Source organism: Halogranum gelatinilyticum, assembly GCF_900103715.1.
GTDB classification, from domain to species: domain Archaea; phylum Halobacteriota; class Halobacteria; order Halobacteriales; family Haloferacaceae; genus Halogranum; species Halogranum gelatinilyticum.
Genome location: NZ_FNHL01000006.1, coordinates 69,346 through 83,919, shown reverse-complemented (window position 1 = coordinate 83,919; position 14,574 = coordinate 69,346). Strand labels below are relative to the sequence as shown.

At 54.3% G+C, this 14,574-nt stretch carries 11 protein-coding genes; 6 read left to right on the top strand and 5 right to left on the bottom strand.

All coding sequences use genetic code 11. From position 1 onward, the window contains the following. Nucleotides 1-50: 50 nt before the first annotated feature. The 3 genes from BLR57_RS16985 to BLR57_RS16975 form a co-directional block, all read right to left on the bottom strand. A complete protein-coding gene (locus tag BLR57_RS16985) occupies nt 51-473 on the bottom strand; it encodes a DUF8076 family protein (RefSeq protein WP_244510087.1) in 423 nt (140 codons plus the stop codon). Continuing rightward, complete coding sequence (locus BLR57_RS16980; protein ID WP_089699572.1) at nt 440-3,700, bottom strand: DUF499 domain-containing protein; 3,261 nt, start codon at nt 3,698-3,700, stop codon at nt 440-442. Before BLR57_RS16980 ends, BLR57_RS16985 begins: the two co-directional genes overlap by 34 nt. Before the next feature lie 94 nt (nt 3,701-3,794). Next, entirely contained in the window at nt 3,795-4,307 is a 513-nt protein-coding gene (locus tag BLR57_RS16975; RefSeq protein ID WP_089699569.1) for a hypothetical protein, read from the bottom strand. Between the two features lie 103 nt (nt 4,308-4,410). On the opposite strand from BLR57_RS16975, the gene BLR57_RS16970 reads away from it, so the two are divergent. Beyond that, nucleotides 4,411-7,065, top strand: a complete 2,655-nt coding sequence (locus tag BLR57_RS16970) for a DUF1156 domain-containing protein (RefSeq protein WP_089699567.1) — start codon at nt 4,411-4,413, stop codon at nt 7,063-7,065. A gap of 91 nt (nt 7,066-7,156) precedes the next feature. Continuing rightward, nucleotides 7,157-8,086 carry a hypothetical protein gene (locus tag BLR57_RS16965; RefSeq protein ID WP_089699565.1) on the top strand — a complete coding sequence of 310 codons (930 nt, stop codon included), beginning with the start codon at nt 7,157-7,159 and terminating at the stop codon, nt 8,084-8,086. 60 nt (nt 8,087-8,146) lie between these two features. Here the strand turns inward: BLR57_RS16965 and BLR57_RS19915 are convergent, their stop codons facing one another. Next, a complete protein-coding gene (locus tag BLR57_RS19915; RefSeq protein WP_280140462.1) occupies nt 8,147-8,281 on the bottom strand; it encodes a hypothetical protein in 135 nt (44 codons plus the stop codon). A gap of 45 nt (nt 8,282-8,326) precedes the next feature. Here BLR57_RS19915 and BLR57_RS19085 point away from each other — a divergent pair, with 45 nt between their 5' ends. After that, nucleotides 8,327-8,749, top strand: a complete 423-nt coding sequence (locus BLR57_RS19085) for a hypothetical protein (RefSeq protein ID WP_139173388.1) — start codon at nt 8,327-8,329, stop codon at nt 8,747-8,749. Between the two features lie 136 nt (nt 8,750-8,885). Here the strand turns inward: BLR57_RS19085 and BLR57_RS16955 are convergent, their stop codons facing one another. After that, nucleotides 8,886-9,794, bottom strand: coding sequence for a hypothetical protein (locus BLR57_RS16955; RefSeq protein WP_089699561.1), 909 nt, complete (start codon nt 9,792-9,794; stop codon nt 8,886-8,888). Nucleotides 9,795-9,967: 173 nt separating this feature from the next. Here BLR57_RS16955 and BLR57_RS16950 point away from each other — a divergent pair, with 173 nt between their 5' ends. The 3 genes from BLR57_RS16950 to BLR57_RS16940 are packed head-to-tail and all read left to right on the top strand — an operon-like array spanning nt 9,968 to nt 14,572. Beyond that, nucleotides 9,968-11,668, top strand: coding sequence for an ATP-dependent nuclease (locus BLR57_RS16950; protein ID WP_244510085.1), 1,701 nt, complete (start codon nt 9,968-9,970; stop codon nt 11,666-11,668). Then, nucleotides 11,668-13,416 carry a DEAD/DEAH box helicase gene (locus BLR57_RS16945; protein WP_089699559.1) on the top strand — a complete coding sequence of 583 codons (1,749 nt, stop codon included), beginning with the start codon at nt 11,668-11,670 and terminating at the stop codon, nt 13,414-13,416. The genes BLR57_RS16950 and BLR57_RS16945 overlap by 1 nt, the downstream gene beginning before the upstream one ends. Further along, complete coding sequence (locus BLR57_RS16940; RefSeq protein WP_089699557.1) at nt 13,409-14,572, top strand: hypothetical protein; 1,164 nt, start codon at nt 13,409-13,411, stop codon at nt 14,570-14,572. Before BLR57_RS16945 ends, BLR57_RS16940 begins: the two co-directional genes overlap by 8 nt. Nucleotides 14,573-14,574 lie beyond the last annotated feature (2 nt).

Genomic DNA, 14,574 nt, shown 5'->3' with positions numbered 1-14,574 from the left:
ACTTCACCCACTTGTGAACAAGGTTTCTGGTAATAACATCCCCGTTCTCTTCAGAACGGTGCCGTAAGCCAGCCACTACTTCGGCGACTAATCTGCTGCCCGAAGACTCGACTCAACCGGTAGAGGTCGGTCTCCGTCTGCAACTCGTAATCTCTCTGTCGACGTTGGAACGATCCTTCCGTGGCGAATTGAATTGTCGGCAGCGGGTGCCGTGTTTCGAGGTTGTTCGCGCTCCGGTTCATGAGTCTCGAGAGTTCGGTTACCTCTTCGTCGTCCTCGAAGACGCTCCCGAGTCCAACGACGCACACTTCGTCGGGTACGTCGTTCTCTTGAAGCATCCCTTTGAACTCCTCGACCGGAACTCGGTGGTCGAAGAGGTCGTACTCGTCCTTGACGACGATGTTGTACTCGCCGGGAAGTTGGCCGGGTTCTGGCATTGTTATTCGAAGTTGATTTCGACGGAGATGTTCCACGCGTCGTCGGGCATTCGCTCGAACAGGTCGCGAACTTTGGTGAAGTCCTCACCCGATTCTAGCGTCAGCTTCGTCATCGTCTCCTTGATTCGCGCGGTGCCCTGTAATGGGCCGGGGATACCCATTCGGTCGTTCAGTTTGAATCTCACCTCGCCGTAGGTGACGTCGCCAGAGTCCTCTTCGCTACGCCACTTACTGCGGAGATTGGCCACATCGTCGCCGTTGAACACGAACCGCCAGCCACCACTCGGGACACGGAACTGGTAGCCGGGCGACCAACGCGTTGGGTCACCGGATCCGTCCGAGGCGATGACGTACTCGGGTTCGGTGTCTCGTCCGAGGTTTTTGAGGAGGAACGTCTGGACAGCGTCCTCGCTGACACTCGAATCGAATCGCTCGGTCACGCTCCCGACAGTGAACTCTTCTCCACCGTCGAGTCCGTCGATGTAATCGATAATCTTGTCGCCGACATCGCTCGGAACCACTGGCACGAGCGTCACGTCAGTCGGGTCGCGGTCGCCGAGTGTCTCGGAGTACTCACGATCGACGTCGACAAGGTAGTCGTCAACAAGGAAGTCATTCACCGCCTCACGGAACGCGCGGTCGGTCTCGTCGCCGGGGAGATAGACAGTATCGTCCCGGCGGATATCTTCGAGGATGCGACGCGTGTTCGCTCGACCACTCGACTCCAAGGCTTCGCGAATGCGACCACGGACGTCAGCTGTTCCAATCCGCTCAGCATCAGAGATGTCGTGAATCGTTGCGTCGGACTGGGCTTTGGTCACGATGTCCGTCCCGCTGTAGAGGACGTACTTATCCTCCTGTCCGAGACTGCCGACAGCGGTCATTACCGAATCGTGACTATCGCCTTCGAGCCACACTTCAGTGTCCTCGAGGAGTTCGAGTTCGAAGTTGCCGATGTCGATAGCTATCGTTCCGCTTCCGAACCGTCGGCGAAGTTCCTCTACGACGTCATCGACAGTCCACCGCTCCACGTCGCTCTCGCGGAGAATGGTCGTGTCAAGAGAGCTCCCCTTCAGAGACTCGGAGAATCCATTCGAGCCGTGAGTGATGACTGGCTTGTCGTCAAGAGCTTTGACAGCCTCGTCCAGCACATCGCCCGGACTGCCCGGAATCGGGTAGGTCGGTTGTCGAAGGAACTGCTCATAGATGTCCTCGATACTGGCTTCCCCGCGGCGGTCGAGGAGGTCGTCGACAATCTCCCAAATGAACCCACGGAGGTCGATTCCCTCCGCGTAGACACTAGTCGTGATGTCCTTGGCGCTCAGCGGTTCGCCGTCGGAGACGAACACGTCAAGATCCATCTCGGCGGCAAACTCAAAGTCGGTGAGGAGGTCATCGCCGTCGATAATCTCACCGTAGGCGAGTTCGACGCGGTCACGAAGTTCGCGGAGCTCGTCCTCTTGCTGGCGTTCGACCGAGGAACGGATCTCGCCGTCGAGCGATTCGTCCTTGAGGACACGCTTTGCGCCCTCGATGTAGCGAGCCTTCTCGATGAAGCCCGTGCCGGACTCGATGGCCTTGTCGCTCTTGGGTTGGACGAACACCAGCGTATTGCGCCATTCGCGGCCGGGAGTTCCATCAGCGTTCTTGATGACCGTCTCGATGTCCTCTTGCGTCCACTCGTTGGCCTTGACGACGACCTTGATATCTCGGTTGTCGGGTACCTGCTTTAGGTCGCCCTCGCTGAACCCTGCCGGGAAGGCGTTCCTTCCGAAGACCTCGGTGACCGTCTCGGCAATCTGTTCGAGCGCGATCTTCTCGTCGACCTCGCTGGCCTTGTTCTGGATGAGGGCGTTGGGGTTCTGCCGGTCGCGGATGGCGTACTTGCCGTTGAGTTTGTGCAGATACCACGCGACACCGTAGAGCTGCTCGAGGTTGAGGACGATATCCGAGACGAGGTCGCCCGTCTGGTGCGACCCCATCACGATCTCGGCCTTGCCGGCACCCTCACCCTCGTCGGGCTTCAGGCTGTAGAGGAGAATCGTGTTGAGGATCCGTCGGCCATAGGGAATCTTGTCGGGGTCGACGCGGTTCTCGATATCGTCGATACAGACGTTTGGCCGGTCGAAGTTGATGCGCGAGAGTTCGTCCTCGAAGATGACGGCGTCAATGTCGCCGTGAGTGACGAGGTCGGTTTCCTCAATGAGCTTCGACGCGTCCTCGTCGTCGGGGTCGGCTTCGGGATCGGCGGCAGTCGTGAGAATCTTGGAGAAGAGGTAGATCATCCCGCGGGTGTTCTGGTTTCCTTCGTCGGCGTAGTAGCGAGTCTCGAGGGCCTGAAGGAGAACGGGGTGGAAGGGGTACGACTCCCGCATCTCGCGCGCGAGGTCGCTCGGGATGTCGGAGTCCGGCACGTGGTCATTATCCGCGTACGCGTCCACGTAGCCTTCGACGATCTCGACGACTGCCGCTTCGTCGATTTCGTCGATGAGTCGGTGGCGAAGTACCTCACGCTTGCTTACCTTGCTGTTCATGTTGACCTCGGACGCGTTCTCCCGTTCGAGGATGTTGTGAACCTCCGAGCCCTTGCGGAGGACAGAGACGAACGCGAAGAGAGCGGAATCGTCGTCGTCAGCAGCTTCGAGCAACGCCTGTAGGAAGCCACGATTCACCTTCTTCCGGTCGCCCGAGAGGGGCTCGAACCAGTCCTCCAGCTCGTCGACGAGGTAGGCGACGGCTCGGTCACCGACGGCGTCGAGGATGGTTTGTCGGTCGGGGTAGCCACCGCTCTCGTAGGTGCCGGGGTCGTAGTCGAGTGCATCGAAGAAGGGTTCCCAGAGATAGTCCGGCTGGTAGTCCTGCAGAGAGACGGTAATCGCCTGCGAGTTGTCGTCGTCGGGCAACGCATCGGCGAAGCCATCGACGTGGCGGTCGCCGAACTTGCCAGCGTCCGTTGGTGAGGCGAAGCAGTGGTACATCGCCACCATCTGGTGGGACTTCCCGGATCCGTACGGCCCGTAAAGAATGTGACTGCCGTAGTTGGCGTCACCGTCAAGGGTGTCGCGGAGGTCGACGAACGCCTCGCGAAGCCCTTGAGTCATCAAGGTGCGGTCGAAGAACGTCGACGCGTCGGCCTCGAACTCGTCGTCGTCGTCAACGTTGTAGAGCTTGACTTGGCCGTCTATCTGGCCTTCTTCGCGGAGTTCACGGCTTATAGTGACCGTGTCCGCGATGGTTCGTGAAAGAGACTCCGTGCTGGCCATTTCTTGTCTGCATGACTAACTAACAAAAGCATAAGTACTGTGGTGAGTCGTTTTCAAAATAACCGACTGCGCTCTGGTGCAAGCCTCGAAAAGATTAGAGATTAAAAGGTATGAGACGATACCCTGCCTTCGTTGACGCGTCTGGCTTTAGAGTCGAATACTGTATTTCTGCTATTGAGTCACCATCCAATCGCACGTTCGCTCGTAAGACGAGCGTTTCCTCGTCCTCATTGAGGATACCCATCACTTTCTTCTGATCACGTTCCAGTTTCGCGTACTGGCCAGTCTTTACTTCGAGCGCGACGTTTCGTTCCATCTCTGGGGCACTGTCTTCGTAGATATTGATGAGTTTGATTGTCAAGTCGGCTTGCCACTGAATCCGTTCTATCTTCCCCGATTCATCGGCCTCTCTGAAGGTGAAATGGTGACGATGGCGTGCCTGCGTGTACAGCGACGAATCGATGTCCCCGTACTCAGGAAAGAGTTCGTGAGGGCACTCCTCGACAACCGACTGGATGTGGGTTTTGGCGATAGCTTCGCCGAAATCCCCCTTCCGATTCGACGAGAGTGTACGTGCCCAGTCGTCTGTAAGCTCAATCTTGCTCATGTGTTGTCGTCTGCGATGGTAGACTTCAACCTATGTAGAGTGTCATCTCACTAGTGAGGATAAAGTTATACAACGCTGCCAGAAACAGGTAGGCCATCAACAGATGTCCCGGGAACTCGGTCAATCAAAAGACGGTGAACGGAAGACGCTGCCTATCGAGAAGGGATTCCCGATTGAGAGGATAAATGAGATAGCATCAAAAGAGGGTCGGGCAAAGCAGTGGTATCGTCCGGTTTACACTATGCACAAGTGGTGGGCTAGGCGACTTGGGTGTGTTTTTCGTGCAATTTCTCTATACACTCTGCTTGATGATTCGGAACATGTCGAACTTCACCAGCCCGGTCAAAATGGCACCCTCTCAGACTATACAACAGGAGATGACGGGATTCAAAATCTGATTGACGAGGTTGATTTGACTGACCCAGATTCTCTCTGGAATCTGTACTCTAAAGATATCCGAGTGAAAGACAAGAAAGTGCTTGATCCTTTCATGGGTGGGGGGACGTCTATCGGTGAAGCCTCCCGATTTGGTGCAGAAACTGTCGGTAACGACCTCAACCCTGTAGCTTGGTTTGTCACAAAGAAACAAATGGAAGCCAGCGACGTTGATCTTGAGAGTCTTGAGGATGCGTACGAGACGCTAAGAGAGAACGTCGCTGACGATGTCATGCAGTACTATCGAACCAAATGTCCTAACGGTGATCACGACGCCGACATAATGTACGTCCTCTGGGTGAAAGAGGTCAACTGTGTCTCGTGTGGTCACTCTGTCCCTCTCTTTCGAGATTATCGCGTTGGGAAAGGTCGGTACGATCATGATGATAAATATACGGTTCTTGACCCCACAGATTGGTCGGTTATTCGTGTAGACGACTGGCAGTCGGAGCAGGTTTCACCAATTACCGGCGAGACGTTTGATCCATCAGAAGGGAACGTGGGAAGTGGTGATTATTCCTGTCCAGACTGTGGTCAACAATACCGAATCGCGGACGCTGTACAGGAACAGGACGGATTTGATCTCCGTCCCTACGCTATCGAGTACTACTGCGGCCACTGCGACGAGAATGGCTACTCGAAGGGTGAAGTAAAGGACTACAAGGCACCCACCGAAGATGATCTGGATATATTCGAGCAAGCGTCCGAAGAATTAGAAAACTCCCCCGATCTACATGAGTACGTTCCCAACGTAGAGATTCCATTGGGCATAATGACCGATAGCTCCGCTTTCGAGGGAGGAATCGGTGGGGGCCATAATCTTCTTGACCACGGCTTCGATCAGTGGTCAGACTTATTCAACGACCGGCAACTACTCACACTAGGCAAAATACTCAAAGGAATTGAACAGATTGAGGATCATGATGCACAAGAATATCTTCTGTTGACTCTCACGAACACTTTGTCTACAAATACACTGATGACGGGTTACGACTATTCATATAATAAGATACAGCATTTATTCAAATCAAACTCATTTGATGTTCCTCATGAACCAGCAGAGGGGAACCCATGGGGTGCAGAGTATGGAAGGGGAACATTCCGGTCGATGTGGGAGATGGTCAAGCGTGGAGTTGAATACGCAAAAGCTCCGACAGAGCGTTACGTAGAGGACGGGGAAACGGTAGAATCTCCAGAGTTTGCGCAGCCAATTGGTGGAGATTTTGAGCTTTATTGCTCAGACGCTCGGACATTGGACATGGAGGATGAGTTCGACGTCGTCCTCACTGATCCACCCTACTACGACAACATTATATACTCCGAAATCTCGGACTTCTTCTACGTTTGGCAGAGAATTCTCTTAGCCGACAAATACGATCAGTTCCAGCCAACTCAAACCCCGCGCGCGGAGAGTATTGTGGCAAACCCAGCACAAGGCAAAGGGGCAAAAGAATTCGAGTCTGAGCTAGGAGAAGCGTTCGGAAACATCCACCGAATGCTTAAGCAGGATGGAGCGGTCGTTTTTACCTATCACCATGCAGGGGTCGAATCGTGGGGTGAACTCCTACAGGCACTCTGTCAGCAGGACTTCGAAGTAACAGCAACGTATCCGATCAACGCCGACGAAAATAAATTCATCGGTGGAGAAGCAGTAACATTCGACATCGTGATCGTTGCACGTCCAGCGACGGAGAGAAAGCCAATCTCGTGGAACAGCCTCCGTCGTAATATCTACCGAACTGCCCAAACCACTCGCAAGCGTCTCGAAGAGAATCGCGAACTCTCTCGCGGCGACATTGGAGTCGTTGAGATGGGCCGATGTTTCCACGAATACTCTAAACACCACGGTAAGGTCGAACGCGCCGGCGAGACGATGACTGCTAAGGAAGTCGTCGACGAAATCTATGGTGTTATCCAACACGGCAGCGACATCGGTGAAGTCGATGTCTTCCTTGACCTGCTGGAGACGCCGAGAGCCACGTATGACGATCTAAACAAACTCTGTCGTGGAACGAACGCCACGCCCGAGCGGATGAAGGATATGCGTCTCTACCGGATGGACGAAGGCTTCAAACTCGGGACGTGGGATGAGGAGAAACGAATTGCCTACGTGCAGGGACGCGTCGACAGCGACGAAGAACTCACTGACCTCGACAAAGCGCAGTTCCTCCGCTACCGCTGGGAGCACGGCAAGTCTGTCTCTGAGTACCTTGGCAAGTGGGAAATCACCGATAACCTCCGCGAGCTGTGTGAGGGCCTCGCCGATGCAACCGGCGACGACACCTATCGGAACATTCTGGAGTCACGGCTGAGCGACTACTAACAACAGTCAATCTCTTTTCCCCGACTGATCGTTCCCTTTCGTGATCAGAGGGAAACATTAACCACCTACCCGCCAAACTTCGGAATAGACTATGAGCCAAGAGGAGCCAGAGTTCGGCGAGCCAGAGTTCTTGGGCTGGCTCCTCTTGCGGCAACTGAAGGAACAGAGTGACGACCAGATATCGCGCTCTAAGTTCCTGAAGCTCTGTTGTATCACCGATAGACGTCTGCTCGAAGTCCACGAGTACGAAGTTGGACTCCCACGCTACTGGTACATGTACGGAGAGCTCACGAACGAGCACGAATTCTCCGGACGATTCTACAATGCCCCACAGGCGATTGGCTGGGACGGCCAACAGTACATCCCCAAACCGATGCACGTCGAGGAGTTCGAAGTCTCCGAGGAGGGCCTCGAACTCATCCCGAAGGCCGTCAGATGGGCTGTCCGCGAATTTGGACGGGAAAACGTCGACGTCATCAAGAAACACCAGTACGAGCAGCACGCCGAGAACGAGTTCATTCAGGCATACAGTGAACTCCGATGGCTCCTGAGTACGATCGACTTGGGAGAACAGAGGCGGCTCCCAAACTACGGTACTCGAGGTGAGTCAAACGAGGACTACCTCAAGCGCCAACTGGACGAGATGATGGCGATGTACCCGGAGGAGGAAGAACGCTATGGAGAGATGAAGACGCTCTACCTCCGGTGGGACGATACTGTCCGTCTGATGGTGGAGCAGTCAGTCGAGTACAGCCGTATCGCGGAGTTCCTCGACGAATTCATCACTACACTCAGTAAGGCCGTTCTCCGATTCGCCCACAATCAGAGCATCTCCGAAGAACGACTTATGGACTGGGAGGAGGACGCGGCCGAAAAGATTGCTGAGTTCACTACGCAGCTTAGAGAAGTGCGGACGGATCTCCTTCGTGACCGCTCCCGAAGCACCGAACTCGATAGTGTCTCGGACGCGTACTCCCAGACAGTCGAAGAGCAAATCGAACAACTCCTCGCCCGGGAATAGATGTCGGACGCATCGTTCCTCGATACTGGTGTTGTCCTCGGGTTCTGCTTTCGTGACGACTCACACCACCACAAGTGCCGGCAGTATCTGGAAGACAACGAGTTCGCCCTCTATATTTCGAACCACGTCGAATCGGAATATCTGAATCGCGAGCCGAGTCTCGCCGAGGAGATTGCCGATGGTGTACTCGACCACGTCAGTCGCCTCCGACGCTCAGACTACGAGGGACAACTTGACTCGATGGACACATCCCAGATACGGCAGAACCTGATTCGCGGCGGAAACAAAGCCGGGAGAACGCTCAACGTGTTCTACCAGGACGAGATTCCGAACTTCATTCAGTTGGACGACCTCGTCGGGCGTCTCCGAGACCTCGCACGGGACATCGAGCAGAACGCTATTGAGAATCGGGTTCAACTCGTCGAGCAGGCCGAAATCTGGGAACGTGACGAGGACTATCCCGACATTGACGAGGCACTGGAAGTGATTCCATGGGATGACCGACGGATCTGTCTCGATGCTCACGACGTCGCCGAAGAGACGGGTCACGCGACGGAGCTGGCGACGACGAATCCCACGGATTTAGTCGACGATGGATACCGGGAGCGGATTCTGGAGCAGACCATGCTTGATGATGTGGTGTCGCTTGCGGTTCGGTCATAGCTTTGGCGGGGGTGCCTTGACGCGTGAGCCACAGCCATGGTCAATCAATAGAATTGTCCGAGAGGTTGCCTAAATCCCCCGACGATAACGCTCACAAGAACGGCCTATATTCGAAGGGACTGTTAATCTCCACTCGCTACCACGCCGTCATTCGCTCCATCATACGATGTGTGCGATCTATCCCAGAGAGTGTTTCCAAGACGTCCTCTAACAACACAATCTCGACTCCTTTCCGAGTGTCATCGACGGGATTACGAGAAAAATAGAACGCCCTCGTCTGACCATTTGCCTCGTCCTCAAGATCGTCTAGTGCGGACTGGGAGGTACCTTTCATATTCTTCACTTCGCCGAAGACAGAATCATCGCCAATCCCACCGATTAAATCGAAGCTCTGGTTGATTCCGGAAGATCCACCGGGCTGAATCAATGGGTAATACTCGTATTCTTCGCGGAGATACTCTTCACAAAGTCTCTCTGTTTGGTCAGGAGAGTATGAAGTCGGCTCATCGATGGGTAGCTGCTCACCACTAAGGAGTGCCTTAATTTGATCTTCCACGACTCGCCACCTGCAGAAAGTCGTTGACGGCGGTTCGTATGCACTGAGAAGGTACTCGCGGGAGGTTAGATCGCGCATCTCGGTCTGCAGCTCGACTCCTTTGTAGATTTTTGTGACCTCTTCGTCTCCTTCGAGGTGGTTCTTCGCTTCTTCTGGATCGGTGAATTCCTCGGTACGTGTCCCACCCTCGCCAACCCCGATGATAAACGGCTCTGTCTCGGGCGTTACAACGCCCAACTTTCGTCCCCGGTCGTAGTAGTCGTTATCTGCGTCTAATTGGATGAGACAGACACCCCCGGACTCGGCGAAATCGACCATGTCTTCCAGATCGGCTGCTCCGTTCTCGTAGTCGTCTGCAGAGAAACTCGCGGTGTCGTCGTAGTGGCAGATGATATATCCCTCGTCGTAGAATTTGAACAACGTTTCATCGGATGGACTTCCGGGGGCCAGCCGATGAAAATACACGTTCAGTTCGGATAACTGACTCATACAAAGAGCCTACCCTCTCCGCTCATAGTCTCTTTGGACTGAATATCAAGCCAAGTAACTATACAGCGCAAAGTAGCTAGCCTACCGCATCTACCCACGAGGCATGCCTGTAGCACTTGGATTCACCGAAACATTCTGGGTTACTGGTTGAGTGGATTTAAAGGAATCATCCAATGATGCGACTCTCCGGTATTCAGATTAAGAACTTCAAATCAATTGAGCGCACCCAAATCGAGTCAGTCTCGGATCTCTCGGTACTTGTCGGTAAGAACGATGCAGGAAAGTCCTCACTCTTAGAGGCTATTGAAATGTTCCTAACCGAGAAAGGGAAGCCTACAACCAATCAGTTCCATATGGGCATTGAGGACGAGATAATCATTTCAGCGTTGTTTAGCCCAGTTCCTGATGAATTGGCCGACGCTCTCCATGACTCAATCGAGATTCCCAATAATACACTCCAGATTACACGGAAGTGGGAGTACCCTGATCCACGGAGAAGCATGGCAGATACCTATCTCGGGCCTGATGAGGTTGCGATCGGGACTGATACCCTAGTAGGGGAATACGATTCGCTCGGAAAACCAGATACGCGTGATTTCCTTTGGGAATATCTTCCCGAGCCAGTGTATATTCCTGCTGAGAGAAATGTAACGGAGGAGACTACTTTTAAGTCAAATACACTAATCGATCAGCTACTCACTCCACTACTTGAGGAGAGCGATGCTCTTCGACAGGCGAGGAAAGAACTAGAGAGAGAATTGAATAGAGAGGTGGGAGCGGTTCAGGAACAGATCGAAGAGGGCCTAGTAAGCCGAATGGATTCCATAAGGCACCTAGAGCTTGATACCGGTGAAATCAATCTGGGCAAGGCGTTCACACCCTCGATTCGAATTACTGATCAGTATTCAGAGATGTCCGTTCCGATTGATCAGAGGGGATCAGGTGTCGGAAGTATGCTGGTTCTTTCACTAGTCGAAACATACAGAGAGCGCCACATTGGAGAAGGTTACCTGCTGTTGTTCGAAGAACCCGGGAATTGGCTACATCCTGAAGCAAAACGTCGGATGCTCGGAGCACTGAAGCAGATCTCAACGAACGGTGGACAAGTTATGTTGTCTACTCATTCTCCGGAATTCATTGATCGGCGTGGACACGGAGATGTTATGCTTGTACAGCGGGATGCTGGCAGAACATCGGTCAGACAAATTAAGGAGGACTATCTATCGGTCATTGAAGAACTGGGTGCTCGAAATAGTGACATTCTCCAGAGTGACTTCGTGATATATGTCGAAGGTAGCACCGACGTACAGATGTTGAGAGTCGTCGCAGATAATCACCTCTCGGAGGCAGATAGAGCAAGAATTACGATTCAGCATCTGGGTGGCAGTGGCAATATTCGACAATGCGACCCTGCTGAATTAGCCGAAATCAACCGGAACTTCGGTTTCCTACTTGATAGTGATCGGTCAAGTCCCGACGATTCTGAAAAACCATACATACGTGAACTCCGAGAGCAATGTGATACCTGCGAGTCGGATGTGCTAATTCATGTTCTTGAGCGACGTGAAATTGAGAACTATTTCACTCCGGAAGGAATTAATGAGGCACTTGGCTTGGAAGTCAGCGAGGGGTTCGTAACTCATTACGAAGACATCCCCGACAAACTCTGTGCAGAAATAGATCGACATTATACTGATAGAGATATCGCCCCACAAGAAGAGCGCACTTGCAGTGAGTGCGGACGTATTCATGGTGTAGGTAATCGTTACAAGAAGTCTCAAGGAAAATCGATTGTAAAAGCCATGTATCGAGAAGGACAAAGTATCGACAATTTGGAAAGCTTTCTTGATGAAGTAGTTGAGAGAATTAGCTGATGGTAGACGACCTCGTGGACGTCGAACTCCGTCACGAGGACACCGATCTGACCGACTGCCTCGCCGACGCGTCCTCTCTTGACGACCATCTCCTCACGGTGCAGGCCAACCGTCTCAAGGCTGGCCAGCCTGACACCGAACTTCGCTCGCTCTCACATCTCGACGAGGAGAACGTCAAACTTCTCGAACATCAGGTGAACGCCGCCCACCGTGCCCTCTTCGAGATGGATGGCAAGGCCCTCCTCGCCGACGAGGTCGGCCTCGGGAAGACCATCGAGGTCGGGATGATTCTCAAAGAAATGCACTACCGTGGAACCGACGACGCGGTACTCATCCTCACGCCGGCGCAACTCGCTCAGCAGTGGCAAGCGGAGATGCTAGAGAAGTTCGGCCTCAAGTTCAAATGCAACTACGACGACGACTTCGAGGGCTTCAACGCTCACGACCACATCATCGCGAGCATCGACACGGCCAAGAGTGAAAGCAACCGTTCGACCGTCCTTGCCCGCGATTGGGACGTACTCGTACTGGACGAGGCACACTACGTCAAGAACGAGGACACTGATCGATACGACCTCCTCCAGAAGCTCTCGTACGACTATGCGTTCTTCCTCACAGCGACGCCGATCCAGAACGACGTCACAGACCTCTACAACATCGTCTCGTTACTCCGACCGGGACTGTTCGGGACACGCGAGGCTTTCCACCACTACTTCATCAACAGGTCACAGGAGAAGTTGGTCAACCGGAATGAACTCCAGAAGCGACTGCGCAAGGTGATGATTCGTAACCGCCGAGAGGACACAGATATCGACTTCACGCCACGCAGGGTCACGACGCGTACCTTCGAACCTTCTCCAGCCGAGCGCGACCTCTACCAGTCGGTCACCGACTACGTGCGGACAGCCTACAGTGAGGGTGGTGGCCAGAAGCTCGTCCTGATGACGCTCCAGAAAGAGGTCGTCAGCAGCCCAGCAGCCCTTCGACAGACTGTCGAGAAGCAACTCGACGAGGGAAAGCAACCAGCCCACACCGACCAGCTCGAGCAAATCCTCGAACGAGTCGACGCTATCGAGACGCCGACCAAGCTGGATCGTGTCCAGAACATCACCGCCGAAGCGCGGGAGCGAGTTGACAAGGGTCGAGTAATCGTGTTCACCCAGTTCCGAGCTACCCAACAAGCAATCCTGAATCGCCTCGACGAGGCTGGGTACACGACCCATCCCTTCCACGGCGGCCACACCAGTGACCAGAAAGAGGAAATCGTCGAGCGATTCGAGGAGGAAGGGGGCGTCCTCGTCTCGACGGACGCGATGAACGAGGGACGCAACCTCCAGTTCTGCAACGTGATGGTGAACTATGACCTGCCGTGGAACCCCATGAAGGTCGAACAGCGCATCGGTCGGATTCACCGCATTGGACAGGATCGAGAGGTGTACGTCTTCAACATCGCACTCGAGGACACCATCGAGGAGTACGTGTTGGAACGGCTCTACCACAAGATCGACCTGTTCCAGCAGTCCGTCGGCGAGTTGAGTGAGATCCTGACTCGTTTGGAGGAGACGGGGCGCAATTTCGAGGACGACGTGTTCGAGCGGCTGGTCAATGCCGGCTCGGAAGTTGAACTGGAGAACGACTTCGATGCAATGGCCATCGACCTGCAGGAACAGCGTGACCTCGCCGACAAGTTAAACGACTTCAACAACGGTGTGTTCGAGGGGTTCGACTTGGGGGACAGCGATGACTGACGCCGCGTTAGCCGTGACGGAAAGGGCGGTCGAAAAGTTCACAGAGGCGTACTTGAACTCGCTTGGTGCCGATATCGTGAAAGATGGGCGGCGATGGACGGTTTCGCTCCCGGACGATGCAGAGACTGACCTCGAACTCAACGGCGCAACTCTGGAAATCGCCAGTGATGTGGACGAGGTCGGCGACGAATCGGTTGCTCTCGCTCCCGAGAGTCCGTTCGTCGAGCGACTAATCGAGGAAGCTGCAAATCGAACCCCTGTCGGGTCGCTCGCTCTTACAGGACAAGAATGTGAATTGCAACATCCACCGTGGCTCAAAGATGGGCCAGCCGAGGTCACGGATGAGAAGTTCACACCATACTACGACCGACGGGCACTTTGTGCGCTATTTCATGTCGGCATAGAGACAGTCAGCGAGTATCAGACGGAAGACCTCCGCGCTGTCGCGGTCGACCTCAACGATAACGAGCGACGCCCTCGTCTCGCCGAGACGTACCTCGAATTGACCGAAGCTGGCGGACTACAGTCTCTCTCGGAAGGAATGACGGTCGACGAGCAGACGTTAGCAGATATTCTCGATACGGCACGAGACCACGCCGAGGACGCGATAGCACCGGTTGTTCGTGACACCAGAAAGAGGGCGACGCGTGCTGCCGGCGTAGAACTGGACGAGTACAGACAGTTCGCGCGTCAGCGGCGTTCCGAACTGGATAGCGGAATCGACTCGCTGACAGACCGTATCGCGGAGGCGACGGAGACGATTGACGCGGCTTCTGGACAGAACGAACGCGTGGAGGCACTTCGGAAGCGCAAGGAGCTTCGTGCCGAGTTGGACGATGTGCGCTCCGAATTGGACGACCTCACGACTCAAATTGAGAGAGGTTTCCCGAAGAAACGCCGAGAGATACGCGACCGTCATTCTCTCACCGTTCGAATTCGTCCAGTCACCGCGACGTCGATCTCGTACGAACGTGGTGACCTCGAACTGGAACTTCGAGTGGGAGACGCCACAAGGTCGGTTTCGTACCCGTACGCCGTCGGAACTGGTGTTATGGAAGTACCAGAATGTGAACGGTGCGGTCAGGAGCTGACGTCCGAGAACGCCCTGAGAATCACTGATGGACAGCTACTCGGCTCGGCGTGCTGTGGCGATTGATT